Annotated in this window: 16 protein-coding genes; 10 read left to right on the forward strand and 6 right to left on the reverse strand. The window is 47.1% G+C overall.

What is annotated here, in order from left to right; all coding sequences use genetic code 11:
- Positions 1 to 52: 52 nt before the first annotated feature.
- From PRUB_RS24500 to PRUB_RS24520, 5 genes are all read right to left on the reverse strand, one after another.
- Positions 53 to 1,645 (reverse strand): polysaccharide deacetylase, encoded by a 1,593-nt coding sequence (locus PRUB_RS24500; RefSeq protein WP_010380625.1) that lies wholly within the window; start codon positions 1,643 to 1,645, stop codon positions 53 to 55.
- Positions 1,646 to 1,891: 246 nt separating this feature from the next.
- Positions 1,892 to 2,380, reverse strand: a complete 489-nt coding sequence (locus tag PRUB_RS24505; protein ID WP_040644818.1) for a low molecular weight protein-tyrosine-phosphatase — start codon at positions 2,378 to 2,380, stop codon at positions 1,892 to 1,894.
- Positions 2,381 to 2,476: 96 nt separating this feature from the next.
- On the reverse strand, positions 2,477 to 3,655 hold the full coding sequence (hmpA, locus tag PRUB_RS24510; protein WP_010380629.1) for an NO-inducible flavohemoprotein: 1,179 nt from the start codon (positions 3,653 to 3,655) through the stop codon (positions 2,477 to 2,479).
- A gap of 60 nt (positions 3,656 to 3,715) precedes the next feature.
- Entirely contained in the window at positions 3,716 to 4,933 is a 1,218-nt protein-coding gene (locus PRUB_RS24515; protein ID WP_010380632.1) for an NnrS family protein, read from the reverse strand.
- Complete coding sequence (locus PRUB_RS24520; RefSeq protein ID WP_010380634.1) at positions 4,933 to 5,157, reverse strand: hypothetical protein; 225 nt, start codon at positions 5,155 to 5,157, stop codon at positions 4,933 to 4,935. The genes PRUB_RS24515 and PRUB_RS24520 overlap by 1 nt, the downstream gene beginning before the upstream one ends.
- 120 nt (positions 5,158 to 5,277) lie before the next feature.
- Here PRUB_RS24520 and norR point away from each other — a divergent pair, with 120 nt between their 5' ends.
- From norR to PRUB_RS24570, 10 genes are all read left to right on the forward strand, one after another.
- Positions 5,278 to 6,906 carry a nitric oxide reductase transcriptional regulator NorR gene (norR, locus tag PRUB_RS24525; protein WP_040644798.1) on the forward strand — a complete coding sequence of 543 codons (1,629 nt, stop codon included), beginning with the start codon at positions 5,278 to 5,280 and terminating at the stop codon, positions 6,904 to 6,906.
- 198 nt (positions 6,907 to 7,104) lie between these two features.
- Entirely contained in the window at positions 7,105 to 7,575 is a 471-nt protein-coding gene (bfr, locus tag PRUB_RS24530; RefSeq protein ID WP_010380638.1) for a bacterioferritin, read from the forward strand.
- A gap of 3 nt (positions 7,576 to 7,578) precedes the next feature.
- Positions 7,579 to 8,064 (forward strand): bacterioferritin, encoded by a 486-nt coding sequence (gene bfr / locus PRUB_RS24535; protein ID WP_010380639.1) that lies wholly within the window; start codon positions 7,579 to 7,581, stop codon positions 8,062 to 8,064.
- Positions 8,065 to 8,215: 151 nt separating this feature from the next.
- On the forward strand, positions 8,216 to 9,052 hold the full coding sequence (locus PRUB_RS24540) for an ATP-grasp domain-containing protein (protein WP_010380641.1): 837 nt from the start codon (positions 8,216 to 8,218) through the stop codon (positions 9,050 to 9,052).
- 42 nt (positions 9,053 to 9,094) lie between these two features.
- Positions 9,095 to 10,351 (forward strand): adenylate/guanylate cyclase domain-containing protein, encoded by a 1,257-nt coding sequence (locus PRUB_RS24545; RefSeq protein WP_010380643.1) that lies wholly within the window; start codon positions 9,095 to 9,097, stop codon positions 10,349 to 10,351.
- A gap of 83 nt (positions 10,352 to 10,434) precedes the next feature.
- On the forward strand, positions 10,435 to 11,649 hold the full coding sequence (locus PRUB_RS24550; protein WP_040644799.1) for an ABC transporter substrate-binding protein: 1,215 nt from the start codon (positions 10,435 to 10,437) through the stop codon (positions 11,647 to 11,649).
- Positions 11,646 to 14,969 (forward strand): response regulator, encoded by a 3,324-nt coding sequence (locus tag PRUB_RS24555; RefSeq protein WP_010380647.1) that lies wholly within the window; start codon positions 11,646 to 11,648, stop codon positions 14,967 to 14,969. The genes PRUB_RS24550 and PRUB_RS24555 overlap by 4 nt, the downstream gene beginning before the upstream one ends.
- Positions 14,970 to 15,120: 151 nt before the next feature.
- Positions 15,121 to 15,813, forward strand: coding sequence for a hypothetical protein (locus tag PRUB_RS24560; protein WP_010380648.1), 693 nt, complete (start codon positions 15,121 to 15,123; stop codon positions 15,811 to 15,813).
- Between the two features lie 78 nt (positions 15,814 to 15,891).
- A complete protein-coding gene (locus tag PRUB_RS24565) occupies positions 15,892 to 18,072 on the forward strand; it encodes an exonuclease domain-containing protein (protein ID WP_010380650.1) in 2,181 nt (726 codons plus the stop codon).
- Positions 18,073 to 18,150: 78 nt separating this feature from the next.
- The gene (locus PRUB_RS24570; protein WP_010380651.1) at positions 18,151 to 18,531 is read left to right on the forward strand and encodes a DUF1294 domain-containing protein; all 381 of its coding nucleotides are present in this window, start codon (positions 18,151 to 18,153) and stop codon (positions 18,529 to 18,531) included.
- Positions 18,532 to 18,598: 67 nt separating this feature from the next.
- Here the strand turns inward: PRUB_RS24570 and PRUB_RS24575 are convergent, their stop codons facing one another.
- Positions 18,599 to 20,734 (reverse strand): cation:dicarboxylate symporter family transporter, encoded by a 2,136-nt coding sequence (locus tag PRUB_RS24575; RefSeq protein WP_010380652.1) that lies wholly within the window; start codon positions 20,732 to 20,734, stop codon positions 18,599 to 18,601.
- Between the last annotated feature and the right edge of the window lie 431 nt (positions 20,735 to 21,165).

A 21,165-nucleotide genomic window follows, 5' to 3' on the forward strand; every position in this document is an offset into this window, starting at 1 on the left:
TTGAGCCGCTGTCTGACAGCGACTCATTTTGTATTGCCTGATTGGTTAGCGTTTAATTTGCCGCAAATTCTACGCGTAGTGTCTGATTGGCACTCAATGCGCGGAAGGTGTACTCACTGACCGGGCCAATATCAACACCGTTGATGGTGACTTTGCTGATGTGCGCACCGGTTGCCGGCGTAAAGTAGAAGGTCTGTCCTTCGTTTGGCGCGATGAGGACGTCGCCATAGGTGTCTCCGTGCGGTGACACTTCACCTAAGTGTTTAACTTTAGTTGCTTGTGCGCGTGTGATCAGTTTCCAGGGATCATAGTCAGGCTCCTGCGTGCCAGGCGCGCTGCTGGCGTACCATTTAGCTTCGAAATATTGTCCGTTGTGGTAAACCTGGTCGCCCTTGTAGTAAATGGTGCCTGCGCTGTACGTTGGGCTGGCCCCCACGCTTAGTACTGTTACCACCTTACCCTCATTGAGTGGTGCGGGGTTGCGCATCCATTCAACAATGTCTTTAAATGGTACAATCCGCACAACAGGCTGGCCGTTTACTTTCAGACTCAAGGCGTACTGAATAAACTCCTCGATCGCTTCCTGGCGTTCACGAAATAGCGTGGCGCGATCACCATTGTCATAGGCTGATGCATAGATGTCAGCGTGGGCACCAAACATTAATGGCGCCCGGTTGCCCTGCAGGCGCAAATGCAAGTTATGTTTGAGTATTTCCAGTACCTCTTGCTTACTCATAGCGCCACCGACCCACATATTGGTATCAAAGCCCACCATCTTACCGCCCTGTGGCTTTTCAAAGACATTGGATGGCAATTGCCAGAGTCCGGCGAAGTGGCCAACATCGGGTTTGCCTACGCGTTTGGTTGGCGTCCCCTGGTTTAATGTATAGGGCCAGGGGTTATTGGTGCCATTATATTGTTGCCCCCAGCCTTCTTCGATGCTGGTGTCATAGACAAACTGGTTGGCTTTTAATACAGAAAATAAAGCGTTATTGTGATTGAGGTACGGCGTTCTGAACCCCGTCATATCGCTAATGGGGATCCCGGGGCCTGCGTTGTCGTTTGGTGCATCATCCTGCTCATCAGGATCAAAAGGTTTGTTAAGCCAGGTTCGTGTCACGAGGATTTCTTCTTCCCACATTTGTTCTGAAAAGTTCCCCGTATCTGGCCCGCCATCATGATGACTCCAAGTATGATTGCCTATCTCGTGACCATCCAGCCAGGCATTACGCCAGGCGTGTTTTATACCCACAGGATCATTGGCAGAAGAGTGAATGTAGGCCGCGGTGTTAAAAAAGCTAAAGCGAACTGGCGCCCCATCATAGGTGGCGGCATTATTACTGCCCGGTGCATTTTGCAGGTGACGGGTATAGCCGGTTATCCAGTCCATCCCTTCCTTAGAGCCATTATCATCAAAGCCGATAGACACAAACAAAGGGACCTGAACCGGGCGCAGCGCCGCGGGTGGCATCTGGCTCCATGGTTGGTTGTCTGAATAGTCATAATTTTGTGTCTCTGCGCTGTGGGCTATGTCTGTGTAGGGTAAAGGCGCAGCTTCAATGCCGGTGTTCTGGGCCATTGAAGGATGAGAAAAAGACAAGCCCGATAAAATGCCAAACGTCAGTGCTGAAAGTGTAAATTTCATGGCGATTTCCTTTTAATGAGTTAACGCTAAGAGTTGTATTCAGTGTACTCAAAAAGGGTATTTTGTGGAGTGATTTCGTCTTGATTCAGCGCTCTGTTTGATGTGCCACAAACTTACGATGAGAAATAATATAATCAAATTAATCATTGATTTAAGTCAATGCGGATGGGGAAGAAATTGCGCGTTGAATGGCAGCAAAGGCACCGGGCGGTGCACTTTGCTGATGGGGTAAATACGTGTGCTTGTTTAACTGAGCTTGCTTAACTTGGTGATAATATTATTACTGGCTTGTTCAACCAAATCGAGCACCAGTTCAAATCCGTCTCCGCCGCCATAATAAGGATCGGGCACTTCGTCATGAGGCTGTTCACCGTAGCGTAAAAACAATGCCAGTTTGTGCTGGTATTGCCCGGGGCATTTAGCGTGTAGATCGGCCAGGTTTTGCTCATCGGCGCATAGGATCAAATCAAAATACTCAAAGTCTTGTGGCTGAACTTGCCTGGCCCTGATTGATGACAGGTTATAGCCACGCTTATGCGCTGCCGCTGCACTGCGCCTGTCAGGTGGGTTACCCTGGTGATAGGCAATGGTACCTGCAGAATCGACCTCAAGATTGAGTCCCTGTTGCGTTGCTGTGTGCTTTAATACCGCTTCCATTGTGGGAGAGCGGCAGATATTGCCCATACAGACGACTAATACTTTGGCCGGCTTAGTATCATGAAGGAAATCACTCATAGAAGGGTCCTTGTACAGTTGATTAAGGGCTGCCAGATCACTGCAGCCCCAAGTGTCCTTCATCATATCAGACTTTTATGGCAATACCTGGATCAATCACAGGCTCTCATGCGGGCCAAATACTTCATACAAAATCCGTGAGTTATCAACGCCCAGCGTAATCAGTTGTTGTTTAATGTCAGCCATGAAAGGCATTGGACCACACAGGTAAAACTCTCCATGCTCAAGGGGCAGTGAGGTGCTCAGCGGCGCAAGGCGCATACGCCCTGCATGATTGTTTGCACAGACAAGGTCGTTCTCATTTTCTTCCATCCAGGTATGGATGGTGAGCATGGAGAGTGATTGAGCCGCGCTTGTCAGTTCAGCTCGAAAACTCTGTTGTGCCGGGTTGCGACACGCATGAAGGAAGCACAATGGCTGATTAAACGCTTGTTCTGCCAGTGTATGTAACATCGACATCATGGGCGTAATACCAACCCCTGCGCTGATCAGAACTTTAGGTGAGCGGGTTTGCCTGAGCACAAAGTCCCCCGCAGGCGGCATAACGTCCAGCTCATCTCCTTCACGCAAACGATGCAGATAGCCTGAAACCAGATTATCCCGTTTGACGGAAATGCGGTAAAACTGCGAATTGGAGGTATGCGACAAAGAGTACTGACGGATCTGCTGATGATTTTCTCCCGGGATACGACATTGAATGGCGAGGAATTGTCCTGGCTTAAAGGGCATTACAGGCCGTGCATCGAGGGGTTTTAGGTAAAAACTCTTCACCAGCTCAGATTCGCTGACAATTTTACTGATGCAAAAACGACGTGTGCCTCGCCAACCGCCATTGAGCTGTTCAGCTTGTCGATAAATGCCTTCTTCCTGCGTAATGAACAAATCGGCCAGGAACGCATAGGCTTCAGCCCAGGCTTGCTCTACCTCTGCTGTAAATTGGTGCGGGAACATCTCACGTAAAGTGGCGAGCAAATGCTCTCCAACAATGGGGTAGTGATGTGGTTGTATGCTGAGACTGGCATGTTTATGGTTGATCCGGGCAATAGCCTCAGTCAGGACCTCAGGTTGATCCAGGTAGGTTGCATAGGCGGCCAGGGCATTGAACAGCGCAAACTGTTGTTTGCCTGAACGTTGGTTGCTGAGGTTAAAAATATCGAGCAACTCGGGATTGTGAGCGAACATACGCTGATAAAAGTGTTCTGTAACCTCAACACCAGCGTTAGCCAGTAAGGGAATTGACTGTTTAACCAGGGTAATTGTTCGTTGAGAAAGCATAAAAACTCCTAATGAAATCACTTTGCAGTGAAGTGGTATAGATACATAAAAATGAGAAAATTAACCGCGACGTCCATCTGCGCGCTTGCGCATCAGCATGGGGCCATAGATAAAGACAAACAGCGCAAAACCGGCAGACCAAATCAGAGCACTCAGTTGCCAGGCCATATGTGGGCCTATGTGTTCGCCAAGCAGGCTTCGGATCAGTGCGCTGAGTGCGATAAGAAGGAATGCCACTGACATCAAAGGGTGTGGTGTTAAAGGGCGGGCGGTATGGCCCAGTGCTACCCGAGACATCATTGCCAGGATCATCATGCCCATACCGCCCACAGTGATCAGATGAAGGGCATCTTTGGCGTGCCAGCTACTGCTAAAGTAGGCTGCGCCGAAGCCAACCAGGCCTAAAGCCATCATTAGATAAGCCAGATACAGGGACCAGAGCAAGGGCACCGTGAATATGCGGTACTGAAACCACATGACAGCGCGTGTGAGGTGTAACAGTCCCGCCAGAATAAGCAGGTAGCCTGGCACAACTGTGAGCTGAAAAAAATGGTGCGCAAAAAAGCCGCAAATCCCAGCCACAGACACGAGCATGAGTAGTTTATCGAGCTTTGGTGTGCGCTGCTGTTGCGGTAATCCCAAACCGCGAGAGATAAAAAATGGCACGACGCGGCCACCCAATATGCTGATAAGCAATGTAAAACCTAACACAGCCATTTGACTAAGCAGGCCCGCCAGTTCAAAAGCGTGCTGACTGAGCATCACAATAAACACCAAGTTCAGTGTTGCCAGCATTGCCAGTACAGGCACAAACAGGTAATTTTTGCTGTTATGTACCTGAAGCACCACCCAACTAAAATGGCAGATGGCAATCAGCCAGAATGCACCTTGTAAGATGATCAGCCACAGTAGTGGCTGAGCAGCGCTGAATGCGACAATTCTGGCGCTGATCCATATCATGCAAAGCCCCAGCAAAGGCCAGCCGTTCAGTGTGCTGACGCCTGTCCAGTTCTTTGCCGCCGTAAATAGAAAACCGATTGCAATGGCGCTGGCAAAACCAAACAGCATTTCATGCGCGTGCCAAAGCGTAGCCGGGAAGGAATTAGACCAGCTAAGGTTGCCATTTAGTATGGCAAACCACAGTAGCATAGCGATACAGGCCCACAGGCTGCCAAGTAAAAACAGCGGCCTAAATGCCAGCATAAGCAAAGGAGCATGCTGAAGCTGGTACCATTTTGCCGTGTCCGACATTGGCTCTTCGAGGTTAAGCAGGGCCATTAGCGCACCTCCAGTCCAAGGTTGTACTGGCACAAACAGCGTATTACGTAGCTGATTTTAAGCAGGGTTGCGAAAACAATTGTACTGACGTGCGCCGTAATTTGTGCTGACAAAGATAGATAGTGATCAAATCCATAGCTGGCAAGTACTGCAAGTAAAAAACCAGTCAGGCTGAGTATCAGGCACTGGTTGGCATAGGGAAGTGTTTGGCGATAATGTTTCATAGTTACCTTTACATAGCAGAGTGAGTCAAACTGGTTATATAAAGGGCATGAAGCGTGCCAGATTTAATTTTCAATTAAAACAATGGCTTGTTGATTTGTTGTTTGCCTTTGTGGGTCAAAATGACCTACACTATATGGGTCTATAAAGCTCTAATAGGTCATTTTGACTTGGATCAAAGAACGTTATCGCATTTGCTCGGTATCAGTACCGAGTTGGCACAGCAACTTCCCCGTCTGAATGAGGGAGATGTCAGCGTGTTTAGCCACGCTTTGGTACGCGCAGTACAGGGGGTGGTCACAGCCGATGCCATCGCAGTATTACGCTGCGAGCAGGGGGTTGCTTTTCCGCTTGCATGCTCGGGGTTAGCACCTGAGGCTATGGGAAGGCGTTTTGTGATCAATGACCACCCCAGGCTAGCGGCCATAGCTAGCGCGACACTGCCTCAGGTATTTACAGCAGGGTGTGACTTGCCGGACCCTTATGACGGACTGTTACTGGCCACCACCGGGGTTTTGCCCGTACACGCCTGTATGGGCTTTTCGCTTTATCAGGATGAACAGTTACTGGGTATGATCACCTTTGATAGCCTTACCCCCAATGCCTTTGAAGGAGTTGCATTGCCTATGTTAGCGATGTTGCAATCGCTGGTTGCGGCGCATTTTGCAACTGCGCTGAACCTGGCAACCCTCTCTGAGCGGGCCCGACATGGTATGGCGATGCTCAGAGAGATAAGCCATCAGCGCTTTACTATGGTAGGTGAGAGTGATGTGATGCAAAGGCTCAAGCAGGATATTGATTTGGTCGCTAATTCTGAATTGAGTGTGTTGATCCAGGGGGAAACCGGCACAGGCAAAGAGCTGGTGGCAAGGCGTATTCATGAGCACTCGTCACGTTGTCAGGGTCCGTTTGTACAGGTTAACTGCGCCTCTTTAAGTGAAAATCTGGCCGAGAGCGAATTTTTTGGTCACCGCAAAGGGGCGTTTACCGGTGCTGACAGACACCGCGAAGGTAAGTTTCTGGTTGCCCATGGCGGCACCTTATTTCTTGATGAAATAGGAGAGCTGCCTCTGAGTATGCAAAGTAAATTGCTGCGGGCACTGCAAAGCGGCGAAATTCAACCCGTTGGCACGGACAAGCCCCAGTATGTTGATGTGCGGATCGTTGCTGCAACCAACCGGGACTTGCGTCAGGAAGTCGAGGAAGGCCGCTTTCGGGCCGATTTATATCATCGCCTGAGCGTCTATCCGTTGCAAGTTCCGCCTCTTAGAAGCAGAGCGCAGGACATCGAGCCTCTGGCGGGGTTTTTTATTGAACAACTGCGTAAAAAGCTTGGTGTACGCCAGTTAGTGCTCTCTGCGCGCTTTCTCAAGCAATTAAGAGAGCATGATTGGCCTGGCAATGTACGTGAGCTGGAACATGTCCTCAGCCGTGCTGCGCTCAAAGCAAAGCATGTTGCCCGGGAGGAGGATATTGTCGAGGTTGATGTCATGCATAGTGTTCAGTGGCGTGACAATGGCACGAATGCGTTGGTAGTCGCTCAGGATAAGGGCGTTGCATCTGTGCAACTCTCCTCAGCACAAACGCTTAAGGCAGCCACAGAAGCGTTTCAGAAGAGCCTGATCAAGGCTCGTTTACAGGCCAATGCACTCAACTGGGCTGCAACTGCGCGTGAGCTGTCGGTTGATCGGACAAACCTGGTGCGTCTGGCAAAACGTCTTGGAATAGAAACAGTCAAAAAGTTGAATTAATCATCTACGGGTGTTTTTAAAAATGAAGTAACAGAATAAGGACTGTTATTCGCAATGAAAATTGTTCTTACTAAGTTTATAAGTTGTTTATTTTAAAAGAATATATTAAGTAATTTATTAGTTTTAATCGGTCTTGCTAAGTTGTGATTTTGTTCTAGTTTTATAAGGCGTCTAACTATTCCTTATTGAGGGGGCCCTATGCAGGGTAGCAAGCAAGTAATAGCAGCACTAAATCAGGTTTTAACACTCGAGCTGACATCTATTAACCAGTACTTTTTGCACGCACGCATGTGGAAAAACTGGGGCATTGAAGAGCTCAATGAGAAAGCCTATAAAAAATCCATCAAAGACATGAAGCAGGCTGATGATTTGATCGAGCGGATCTTGTTCCTCGAGGGCCTGCCAAATCTTCAACACCTGGAAAAACTTCGTATTGGTGAGCATACCGAAGAAATGCTCAGCTGTGATATGGCGTTTGAAATGGAACAGCTTCCGGTATTACGCAGCGCCATTGAGTTGTGTGAAAAAGAGCAGGACTATGTCAGTCGTGAGCTGCTCGAAGATATTCTGGAATATGAGGAAGACTATGTTGACTGGCTGGAAACCCAGCAATTCCTCATTAAAAACTGCGGCATAGAAAACTATCTGCAATCGCAAATTGAGGAGTAAGACATGCAAGGTTCTCAAAAAGTAATTGATTTACTCAACAAGCAGCTAACCCTGGAATTATCGTCAATGGACCAGTATCTGGCTCATTCTAAAATGTACGAAGACTGGGGCCTGTCGAGGTTGCACCATAAGCTGGCGCATGAATACGAAGAAGAGTTGGATCATGCAAAGCGCATTACAGAACGCATTTTATTCCTTGAAGGCACACCCGATACTGCTTCAAGGGCACCGATCAAAGTCGGTGAAAATGTACAGGAAATGCTGGAAAACGACCTGGCAGCAGAGATTACCGTTAAAGATCACCTGAAAAAGGTGATTGCGGTATGTGAAGAAGAGCAGGACTATGTATCTCGCGAGATGCTTGAAGCGCTGCTTGATGACACGGAAATGGATCATATTTACTGGCTGGAACAACATATTGGCCTGATTAAACTAATCGGCTTACCTAATTATATTCAGAGCCAGATGTCAGGCGGGGATCCTACCTGAGCATAAGGCCACAACGCTATTTATAAGGAGGCTTTGCCTCCTTTTTTCATGCCGATTTAAACACAGTCTTGGACTTGCCAAACGGCGTATTCGCAGGGATACTTGCCGCCATGACAACAGGTGGCTTGGTGCCCCGAAACGGAGAAGTAAATTGGAGAGACAGGTCGCCTGCCTGATTGAGGCATGTAAACAGCTGGGGTTAAGATATGAATGTATCGACCAGGAACAAAACCTGGTACGGGTGTACTTTAACCATGGCGTCGAGTACTTTGAACTAAATAAAACCCCGTTTAACTCCGAATCCATCTACGGTATATGCCGGGATAAAATGCACTCATATCAGGCGTTTAATCAAGCTGTCGCCATGCCTGAAACACTTTCATTTCTCGATCCAAATGTACCAGATGAGTACAAGCACTATCTGCAATATCAAACCATGGATGAGATTGTTGAGGCCGTTGAGCGCCAGTTTGGTTACCCCGTGGTGGTGAAAAGTAACAGTGGTGCGCTGGGGATAAATGTCCATTTGTGTCACGATCAAACATCGCTTATTGCCGCCTTTACCGAGATATTTAATGACCAGTCAAAGCATTATGATTACCTTGCGCTGGCGCAGGCGTATGTTGAGAACAAGGCCGAATATCGTCTGGTTTGCGGTTTTGGTGAACCTTTACTGGCATATAAAAGAGGGATGGCGCAGACATTTAATGTGCGCTACTGGGAAAAGAATGAAGTGGCTACGCTTGAGCAAGACGAGGCCTTGATCTCCGCTTTGTTCGAGTTTGTTAAGCCGGTGTTTGAATTGGCAAATATCGGGTTTGTTGGCTTTGATATTATTCTCGGTCAGGATGACCAATTTTATCTGATTGAGCTGAACTCCTCCCCTAAATTCAATCACTTGATCATAGACAATCCAGAGCTTGGTCCCTCGGCGGTCGCCAGTATGTATAAAAACATGTTGCTTAAGCTAAATAATCGCGTCGCTTGAGTCTAAACTGTTGGTAATCCTGTCAACGTGCCGAGCTGATTGATGAAATGGTTAAAGGACATAGACAGCAGTTTTGACAAGCTGCTGACCGATTGTTATCAAAGACGCGAAATGGAGATGGAACTCCATGTGAACAAGCTGCGTTTTTACGGCTTGATTGCTTTGTTTGTTACAGAGCTGGTGATTGGTTTATACAGTATTGGCTGGGACACGACGCTGGTGGTAGTCGATTTAGTCACCATTGCGGTGGTGATCTGCTGGTGTGGCTTGGTGGTGCGCTGGGCCAGTTCTGAAGGATATAAACCCTGGCTAAAATATGTGTCTATTCTGTTTGATTACGCGATCATTCTCGTCGTTTCCCTGGAGGTTGAGTCTTTAGACGTTTTTAAGCACTTTTTGCAAGACCTTCACCAGACCGAATTCGAACTAATGCTGGTGAGCGTACTGTTGCTATTCAATATAATGAGTGCGTTTCGTCAAGGTAAGTTGATTATCTACTATTCTACTTTGTGCTGTGTCGTCACCGGAACCTTGGTGCTGGAGCACAGCCACACTGCCAGAGCGATTGAGATCCATGAACAAGTAATCATGATCTGTTCCGGCTTTCTTGCCTGGTCTCTGTCTAGCTATATCACCGGAACTTATACCAAATTACGCCATCGTGAGCGGCTCCTGCGCTATTTGCCTGAGCAATTGGTTAAAGCCGTTGAGCGCGGTGATATAGACATTGAGCCTGGGGGAGAGAAGCGTAATGTTACCGTATTAATGGCCGATATTCGGGGCTTCACCCGGTTATGCGAACAGCACGATCCGGAAGTGATAACACGGCTGCTAAATCGTTATTTCTCCCGAATGAGTAGTGTGATTTTTATCCATCGAGGCATGATAGATAAATTCATTGGTGACGCGATTATGGCCGTGTTCGGTACTCCTCAGGAGGAAGAGAACAATGCCAAAAATGCCATTGAGGCCGCCAGGGAAATGCTTGAGGCACTGGCGCTGCTAAACCAGGAGTTTATTGCAGAAGGACTGCCTGCTATTAAGATTGGCATTGGTATTCACAGTGGTGTTGCCATAGCGGGTAATGTCGGGAGCAGCAGTTGTATGGACTATACCGTAATTGGCGATACCGTGAATGTGGCTGCACGCATTGAGAGTAAAACCAAAGAATTGAAGCATCCACTGCTTATCAGCGAGCAAAGTGTTCAGCAGTCGCAGCTCACGCAACTCAAGCGGGTTGCTAAGGTGGAACTCAGTGGGCGCAGTCAGCCGATAGAGGTATACCATTATCCCGACTAAAAAGATTGATAAGGTGTTGCACTAAGCAATCTTTTTGAAATAGTCTAACTTTAAATAATCAGTTACTTAACGCGCTAATTTATATGGGACGGATACTGTTAGCTATTTTACTTTGCATCTTGTCTGTCAGTACGTGTGTAAACGCGGCTGAGCGGCCAGTGCTGCGTATTTATCATGATTCAGACTACAGTAGCCATAGCGTGTCGGCTGAGGCCATGAAGATGGGCTTTAATAGTGCGCTCAGGGAGCGTGATTTTGAGGTTCAGGGGTTTAAGCTACAGTTGCTCGAAAAAGACCACCGCGGCAACAGTAACCGCAGTTTATTAACTATGCGGCGCTTTTTGCAGGACGACAGTGCATTACTGGTACTTGGTGGCTTACATTCCCCTCCCTACATTAAGCATCGTGAATTCATTAATCAGCAGGGCATTTTGCTGTTGGTCCCCTGGGCCGCAGGCGGGCCGGTAACGCGTTATCCGCAAGCCACTAACTGGGTGTTTAGATTATCGATTGACGACACCAAAGCCGGTGTGAGGCTGGTAGAGTTTGCCAAGCAAAAGCAGTGTCGTTCATCACATATGTTGCTAGAGCGTACGCCCTGGGGTAAGTCAAACTATCAGACCATAACCCGCACATTGGGGCAATCCGAAGCGCCCGTGACCTGGTTTAACTGGAATATGAAAATGAATGCCACCAAGATCATGGTGCGAGAGATTGTCGCAGCAGGCCATGATTGTGTCATCTTTGTGGGTAATGCACTGGAAGGCAAACAGCTGGTTAAAGCCGTTGCGCAAATACCGCAAGCGCAGCGCCCGGCCATTATCAGCCATTGGGGCATAACGGGCGGTAACTTTTTTACGCAGGTAGCTGATGAGTTACGCACTGGTACTGACCTACACTTTTTGCAAAGTTGTTTCTCTTTTCAACAAAAGCCACACTCTGAGTTTGCCGCTAAGGTCTGGCAGCAGTTAGTGGTTTCATATCCTGACAAGGTGATCAATGGTGAGTTTATTCAGTCACCCGCCGGTTTCATTCATGGCTATGATCTGGGCCGGGTAATGCTTAGCGCGCTCGATCAAATTGCCTTAAGTGGTGATGTCAAAAAAGACAGGGCGGCGTTGCGTGATGCATTGGAGAATCTGAAGAAGCCAGTTCAGGGTCTGATCAAAGTGTATGAGCAGCCTTTTTCTCGCTGGACAAAGTCACAGCCTGACGCGCATGAAGCATTGGGCCTGGATGATATCTGTATGGCCAGCTATAACGCTGACGGTAGTATCAAGGTGCTAAACAATCAATGAAGAATAATGCCGTGAAGTCGCTATTTAAAATGAGCTCCGACAAAGCATTCTATGCATTTTTGTTGTGTAGCCTGGTTTTGTCTGTGTCTTTAAGTCTGGTTATGCTCAGTAACCATGCTGATACCGCCATTAGACAGGTGCAAACTGAGGTCCGTCAGACCGAAGCACGGTTAGGGGTTAGTAATCTGGGACAGTTTTTACGTACTCGCCTGGTACTCCTTAAAGATCTGGCGCAATATCCTATCCTTGCCAATGGCGTTATGGGGTCAGACATCTCTCGGGCTTCTTTGTCTGACTTTCTGGCTGAGTATCGTATCCTGGGCAAAAAGGAGCCGATCTCTTTATACAATGTCCTTGGTGAGCCTGTGTATCGTAGCAGTCAGGTGTTAACCGCAGAGAAAGAAGAGCGTGAATGGCTGGAGCAGTTACTTGATGGCCGGCTGTCTCACGCCGTGATTTTGCATCGAAATGAGCAGTTATTTAGTTTTGTGATTGCTGTGCCCATTGAATATAACGGATTTACGGAGGGGGTGCTGGTTGCTGAGTTTGATACAGATCTGGCCAATCTTCTTGCGCTGGATCTGAGTAATCAGGCGCAGGCGGTTGAGTTGTCCGGGCAATGGGTTGGATACAGTAATGCTGCGCCCGGTGCTGAATACGTTGAGCTGCACAATGCACAAATACAGGGCACGGATATTCATGTCAGTCTGATGATCAGTCAGTCAACCATAGATGATAGCGTCTTTGATTTTATCGTTGAGCTGGGTCAGGCCATTTTTATTGGTTTGTCCCTGTCATTTCTGCTGTTACTCTTTTTTGGTCGTCAGTTACTCCTTAATCCGTTTAAGCGACTTCAAACGTCAGAGCAAATGATTAAGAAAAGTGAAGAGCGCTTTAAGTTAGCAATTGAAGGCAGCCACGATGGGATTTGGGATTGGGATATTGAAAGTGGCGATGTATTTTATTCACCACGCTACAGGGAGTTACTGGGTTACAGCGCGTCGGATCACACAGGTTTTCCCGATCGTTTTGAAGTGCTTGAGCAGCATTTACACCCAAAAGACAGAAGCACCACATTTTCTGCATTGCAGGAGCATTTGAATGGCAATGGCGGCTTTGATGTAGAGTTTCGTTTGCGGACTAAACAGAACGATTACCGTTATTTTCGCTCGAAGGGGCTGGCACTGAGAAATGATTCAGGAAAAGCCATTCGTATGTCCGGTTCTTTGACTGACATTACAGACCAAAAAATGTTTCAGGAGGCATTAAGTCAGGCAAAAGAACACAATGATCTGTTGGCTTATGCTATAGAGTCATGCGATGTGGGTATTATTATTTCGGATGCCAAAGTACCGGGTCTGCCACTGACCTTCATCAACAGCGCGTTTACCTCTATTACTGGCTATGACGAGGAAGTATTGGGGACTAACTGCAAGTTCTTACAAGGTGAAGAAACGGCGCCGGAAGTGGTCGCCAATATGGTGGATGCGATTAAAGAGCGTAAAGCACATCGCACCGTTATTCTTAATTACACTAAGCTGGGTAAGCCATTTTGGAACAATTTGCACATTGCCCCGGTGAGCAATGATCAGGGAGAGTTGGTGGCTTATGTGGGGATTATTCAGGATATTTCTGAGGAAATTGCACAAGAAAGGGCGCTTGCCGAGGCTAAAAGTCAGGCAGAGCAGGCTAGTCGGGCAAAAAGTGAGTTCCTTGCCTCTATGAGCCATGAGATCCGTACCCCAATGAACGGGGTGCTGGGTATGCTCAATTTACTGCTCAGCAATGAGCTCGACGAACAACAAACACACAGAGTAAAACTTGCTATGAGCAGTGCCAATTCGCTGCTTAACCTGATCAACGACATACTTGATTTTTCTAAAGTAGATGCGGGTAAGCTTGAACTGGAAATGCTCGACTTTGATTTGCGAGGTATGTTTGAAGACTTCGCCGAAGCCGCGGCTTTACAGGCCCAATGTAAGGGGCTTGAACTCGTGCTGGACACGCTAGACATTGAAGAAAGCATGGCCAAAGGCGATCCGAGTCGGATCCGCCAGATCCTCGCTAACCTGGTCGGCAATGCTATTAAATTTACTGAGCAGGGTGAAGTCATCATTCAGGGGAAACTGATTGAGCAGGGTGATAATGTGCTGCGCCTTGAGTGCGCTATTACAGATACCGGCATAGGGATCCCTAAAGCAAAAAGCGCCGCCTTGTTCGATTCATTTTCTCAGGTTGATTCGTCCACGACGAGAAAATACGGTGGAACAGGCCTCGGACTGGCGATTGTCAGAAAACTGTGTCAGCTGATGGGCGGTGATGTTTCGGTTCAGAGCATCGAAGGTGAAGGCAGTACCTTTACTTTTACTGTACTGTTGGAGAAAAGTGCTCAGTCAAAACAGGTGCTTCCGGACCTGGATATGTCTCAGCTTGAGTTACTGGTTGTGGATGATAACCAGACCAACCGCACAGTATTAGGTCAGCAGCTCAGGCACTGGGGTGCCCAGGTATTTGAATCCTCTTCAGGAATAGCCGCGTTAGCTGAATGCGAAAAACGCCATCATGATGGTGAGCGTCGAATGTTTGATATTGCATTACTGGATATGCAGATGCCCAATATGGACGGTGCGCAACTGGGCAAAACCATCAAAGAAGATAAACGCTTTCAGGGGATCAAACTCATCATGATGACCTCGATAGGTCATCAGGGAGATGCGTCCTTTTTTGCTGATTTAGGCTTTTCGGGGTATTTTCCCAAGCCAGCAACAACCGAAGATCTGTTTAATGCGCTGTCAGTGGTTGCTGATGATGGTGAGGCGCTCGCTAATGCCAAGCCTTTGGTTACAACGCATTATTTAAAAAGCATGAAAGATCCGCACCAGGATACAACACCGGTAAAATGGGCACCAAAGCCACGTATCTTGTTAGCAGAAGACAATCAGGTTAACCAGATTGTGACAGTAAGCATGTTGCAAAAGCTCGACATTGAATCCGTCGATGTTGTCAGTGATGGGAATGAGGCGTTGCGCAATTTAAGAGAATACCAATACTCAGAGGGGTATTCGCTGGTTCTGATGGACTGTCAGATGCCTGAAATGGACGGGTTTCATGCCACCAAAGCCATTCGTAAAGGGCAGGCGGGTAAATCAAACACAGACATTACCATAGTTGCGCTCACCGCCAATGCGATGGTGGGTGATGAGAAGAAGTGTCTCGAAGCGGGTATGAATGATTATTTAAGTAAACCTGTATCAATAGAGGCTTTACTGACTTGTCTGAAAAAGCACCTCGACTATGAACATATCGTGGTAGAAGAATAATGTAATAGCCTCCTGCCAATATACTTACGTATCATACATGGTGATTTGACTCTTGTTAAGTTACCTGAATAGTATACGGCTTAGGAGCATTGGGCAGTTTTTTAAAGTGGCTACTCTGGTGACGATATTGCAATCAGTTTTGGGAAAATAAGTGAACATAGTTAGGTCTGTCGCTGTTGTTTTGATCTCATTTTTTGTTGCCGCCTGTGGGTTTTTTAAGAAAGAGGCGATTGCTTGTGAACTCATAGGCAGTACCCATTTCAATGAAGTATCACCCAATTTATATATTGATCAAAGCATCGATAGCCAGCAACAAGTTAACCTGGCTCATGCTATTCAGACTGCTGTACAAAGAGTGCCCCATGTTTATGGTGCACCTACTTCTGACCCCAGAATTATCGCGACCGCCCAAACCAAATATGCAAAATTTGGGTTTAACCCGACAGGCATGCAAATTACTGGCTTTTTTAGAGAGTGTATCTTTCTGGGTCCCAAGGGGCTCAATGCAGATGTTGTCGCCGATGAGCTTGTCCATGCTGAAGTCAGACACAGAACAAATCTGTTTGTCGAGCTCACTCAATTACCTGCGTGGTTTATTGAAGGGACGGGGATCCTGGTAGATTATCGTGCTCCGTTTTTAGCACAAAACATCGACCTGAAACATGATGAACTCGCTGAGATTAAGTCGGTGTTTTATCTTAGTGACTTCCCAAACACTCAGGTTGAGTACTACCAGGCATCGCTTATGGCCGTTAAACCGATGAATCCAAAGACTATGTACAGTAGCTTAGAAAGATTGAATAATGGAGAACAATTTGAGGACGTTTTTAACGAACTCTTTTGATGATTACTTATCTTTGAAGCGCCATTTTCCTCAGCATATAAATGGAATCGCGCCGAGGTTATTTGGGGTAGGGAGTTTATGTTAAAAGCGTTACCAGAAAAGTATTACCTCACTCATTTCTATGAATTGCAGGAATTTATTTCAAAAACCAGTCTTCACTTGTTAACTCCATCGCAGCAGGCGTTGTTCACTGAACTGCGCATGCTTGATGAGAATTGCTTGTGTTTGCTGCTGCGTATTATTAATCGCAAGCGGGTATTTGTAACCAGAGCGCAGCTGAACTACTCAGAAATTAAGGATACGGGTTCAGCGCTGAGAGACCTGCAGAACAAGGGGTTGATTAGTACAGCACAAGCGGGCGATACCAGTGTACTGCTGAATGAGCTGACGAAAGAGCAGCTGCAGAGCATTGTCGCCGAGCTGACATCATCAGGAAATATAACGGGTGCTACTCCGACTAAATCTGCAAAAAAAGCGCTATGGATAGAGTTCGTCCAGACACTGAGTTCAAGCTTTGATCTGACTGGCACATCGGTATTTGAAGCGCACCTATGTGCACCAATCAAAGCGGATTTTGAATACTGGTTGTTTCTGTTTTTTGGCAAGCTCGGAGGCACTTTACAACAGTTTTCATTACGTGATCTGGGTGTTATGCAAACACGTGAGGGCATCTCGACGGGCAACGCACATTTCTCTGAACTGGCAGAGGCGCAAAGTGCCTATTTTTATCTAAGCCAATGTAAACATCTGAATAATTTAGACATAGAGGGTAAAGCGCTGTTGGCTGAGCAGATCTGCCAAGCGCGGGTGCCAGTTGCTGAGGGGCCAATGGCCCATGCCAGGCGAGATGATCTGACACACAAGCTGGCTTGTCAGCTGGAGCCAGATAAACCTGAGCTCGCAATGGCCATGCTTGCGCTCAGTAATCATCCAAAATCAAAAGAAAAGTATATTCGTGCCTTATATGCCGCCGGGGAACATGATGCTTGCCGGACTCAGCTGGAAGCGGTGTTGTCCTGCCCACAAAATGAAGAATTGCTGTTATTTGCCGAAGATTTCTCGGCGCTGAAGTTTACTACCAAGCGTACCTCTGTATTGACAGATATGCTGCGCCAAAGTGGCCCCCCTATCGCACTCGATGAGGCCTATGTCGGGTATCCAGAGCAAGGGGCAATTGCCTGGTATCACCGCCAGGGCAGCAGTGCTTATCATGGTGAAAATCAGTTCTGGCGCATGTTATTTGTTTTAGCCTTCTGGCCTGTGCTTTATGAATCTACAGCCAGTGCAGCGAGTAATGAATTTGATTTAATGCCGAGAAGTTTAAAATACAATCAGTTTTATGAGGTACATAGCGAGGAGATTGAGCAGATCCTCGACGCAATGGCGGATAATCAGAGTTTATTCGATTGGCTGCTGCGTCAGGCCACTGCGCACTTTGGCAAGCCGAACAGGTTGGTCTTTTGGCATCGCTCAACACTGGACCTCGTGTTGATGGTGGCCCGGGTTATTCCTGTCACTGCACTCAAAACACATCTGCTTGCAATGTGTAAAGATTTTAAAATGCTCAGGGATGGTTATCCGGATCTGATCTGTATTAATGGCGATGATGTCTCATTTGTTGAGATCAAAGCTCCCGGAGATAGCCTCAGACGCAATCAGCTGGTGACAATAAGGCGGCTCATGGAATCCGGGTTTAGGGTGGATATTCAACAAGTTTGCTGGCAGATAGCACCACAACAGGCTTATGTCGTGATCGACGTTGAAACCACTGGAGGTAAGAAAGAGTTTGATCGTATTACCGAAATTGCGATGGTGAAAGTCGTTGATGGTCAGGTCGTTGATCAATGGCAGAGTCTGGTTAATCCAACACGTCGGATCCCTAAATACATCACTGAATTAACGGGTATTAGTAACGAGATGGTCGCAAATGCGCCCTATTTTTCTGACCTTGCAAAGCAGGTCTATGACTTTATGCAGGATGCGATATTTGTGGCGCACAATGTGAATTTTGATATGGGCTTTATTAAAGCGGAATTTGCCCGTCTTGAACAATCCTTTCAAAAGCCTAAGTTGTGCACTGTTCAGCAGGCCAGGAAGTGGTTGCCGGGGCTGAAATCATACGCACTAAATAAAGTCTGTGCTGAACTGGGGATTTCGCTGACTCAACATCACAGAGCCATGGCCGACGCGCAGGCAACGGCAGAGTTATTTATGATGATTAACGCTCAACGGCTTGCTCAGCAACAGCAGTCTTCATAACAAAAGGCGTGCAGGGGATGCTTGTTTAAGATGTTTCGTGTACATTTCTCGCCATGTTCTGAGTGAGCTCTCACTAGCATGTATAAAAAGTATTTTGTGTATTCTTTATTGCAGGTGTCCTGGGGGTTGTCTGCAATACTGATGGTATTCGCCATTACGCCCAGTTTAATTGCGCTGTCCTTACCTGCCTGGTCTATCCCTGTGTATCTGTTGCTCTCCAGTGCCATCGCATTTGCTGTGTATGGAAGAGACAAAGCGTTGTCTAAAAAAGGCACAGAGCGCATTTCGGAACGTGTGCTTTTAATCGTGTCTGCCAGTGCATTACACATGGCGACTTTGCAAATCATGTTGGTTTTAAGGCATAAAACCATCAAGCTTCCATTTTTATTAAAGTTATTGACCCTGCATCTGCTTCAGGTGATTGCCTTTGTGTGTGTGCTGATCAGCTATTTGATGTAATGACAAGCGCTGAATTGAATTTGTCTGTGGTCAGGAGAGTGACAGGCAAAAGCCTGTCACTAGTTGGTCAATTGAGTTTTAAGTCAAAGTCGTAGTCCAGCTCATCCATTAAAGACCAGCGATGCTGTTTGTTTTGGGTTCCTTTTCCGAGGATCCAGTAGTCATAGCTTTTGTCTATTTGTCCCTGGCTTTTCTGTATGGTCAGCCAAGCATCAACATAGCTCAGAATATCCAGATTGCGCTTCGCAACAGCAAAGCCCACCGGATATTTTAGCTGTGCACCCTTAGGCACGACCACACCAAATTCGGGGTAGAACATGCTCCAGGCAAATCCCGCCTCCGCGCTGATCACCATGGCATCGAACTGCCCGTCAGACTCGAAGAAGGCCTGGTGGTTAGATAGCGCAGATACCTGAATATGCGAATATTTTTTTGCCAAATCCTGCATTAACGGGGTGTACTCTACGTGTGCAAGACGCAGTCCACTGTAGTTTATCACTTGTTCCCGGGTTGCTAGCTGTTTAAGCCGGTGGTCCTTGGCAATTAAGGCCAATTGTAGCTCGAGGACGGGAGCACTAAACCTGATCTGGCTGAGGTCTGCCACGTTGATTTCCAGCCCGGACATAGCAATGTCAAAGAAGCCTTTGTTCAGGTATTCTGCAAGCTGCGCTTTTTTAAAGGGAATAAACTCAACTTTGACATTCAGATCTGCCGCCAGTTTGTGTGCCAGACTGATATCAAATCCGACTAGTTCACCTTTTTGATTGAAGTAACTGAATGGAACGTTATCGACCAGGTAACCCACTCTCAGTAAATTCCGTTTTTTGATCACCTCTATGTTCGTCAAAGACAGTTCGCCGCTTTGGTAGGCTTTAGGTACATGATTCAGTACTTCGGCGGGAACCCGATCAGAGACCACCATATTGGCAATGATCTCATCCGCTGCCTGTGTATCACGGGCCAGATGGTTGTTGGCCGTGAAGCTCAGCAGCATAAAAGCGGGTAGCAGGGCGCTAAGCAAAGTCAGGTAATAGATAGATCGTATCCGCTTCAAATGGAGCTGACGCTTGGTGTAAAAGATGCTCAGTAGCACAAACGAAAAAATGTAAATCACAGTCGTTGGTGACACTATTTTAGCCGTCAGCACTGACATCGACAGATAGAGCTGATAACTATCTGCCGGAATTTTCAGGCTGTCCAGCAGGTAAGGGATGGCAATATGGACGTTTGCAAAATAGCTCAGCATGGCAGACAGCGTGACGTTGGGGATCTGTTCCAGGGTAACCGGGCTGCCGGTAAGCCAGGATGCAAAGGTAACAAACATCAATGTTGTTAGTTTGCCGAGACTCGGAAAAGTATAGGCGATGGGCACCAGCACCTCTGCAATGTGATCTGACTCTTCATCACTGCGCTTTATCTTTGCCAGGTGTGTTTTTATTCCTTCAGTGATCACTGGGAGGACAATAAAGACATTGCCCGTACTGAATGCAGTTATCCAGGCATTGCGCATCACCATAATGAGGTCGCGATATTTTACCGGGGTTAACGCCGCGACTAGCATGGGCAGCAAGGCGAACATCAGATAAACACCCAGGCAGGTGACCAGAACCAGATAAATCTGCAAGTTGTTTAACTCTTCCATGCTGATGGTGCCCGCAGTGCTGGCGGTCATTGCAAAGATCCCGATAGGAAAGAGTTTAATGATTTTCTTTGAAATTAAGGACAACCCCTGGCCAACAACTTCCAACACATCTAGTAGACTGTTCTTTTTCCCGTTAGAAATTAATGACAGCCCCAGTGCAATACAGAATATGACCAGTGCTGGCACATTGCCTTCAGCCATAGAAGCAAAAGGGTTAGCAGGAATGTACTGGCTGACAAAGTCAACGTCGGGGGCACTGGCGACCAATGCAGGAGAGAAAAAAGTGCCCGCATCATGGCTGGGTAAGGTAAGTGAAAACGCCCAGATAGCAGCCAGACCAACCAGCCAAAGGCTGATCATGACTGTGGTCGCTTTAATTAAAATAGACTTAACCTGATCCGGGTTAAATTTGCCCAGACCGACCACCAGACTGACGACGATGTAAGGGAAAATGGTGATCTGCATGAGTTTGACAAACCCCTCGCCGAGTGGCTTTAAAAATGCCACCCGTTCACCAAAAATAAGGCCACACACTATACCTAATAACAATGCCCAGAGCATCCAGTTAATGCCCCTTAACCAATCGATAACGAGTTTCATAATCCCCATGTGCGCAATAAAAAAGAGCGAGATTATATTGAGGTTAGCTGAAATTAATCTGAATGCTTTACTGACATCTGAGGTTTTTGTAAATGTAACTGGCTGAGGAGCGCAACGCTATCGGCAGGTTTTCTATGACTTTGCCACCAAGAATAGTGCGGAAAAGGCCTATTTGATGAGTCGAAAGATCGATAAACTAAGTGCGATAATGGTAAACCATTACGTTATCGGGAACGTTAAAAGCGGCATATATTACAGTGCTTTGGCTAAGAGTTATTAGCAATTTTGGTCGTCTGGCTTTTGACATTAGAAATAAAGGCTATCGGTTGTGTGCTCGCATGATTACGAGCACTTTTTACTGACGCTTGGTCTGACAGAAAGTCTAACCTCGC

Source organism: Pseudoalteromonas rubra, assembly GCF_000238295.3.
Taxonomy (GTDB): Bacteria; Pseudomonadota; Gammaproteobacteria; order Enterobacterales; family Alteromonadaceae; genus Pseudoalteromonas; species Pseudoalteromonas rubra.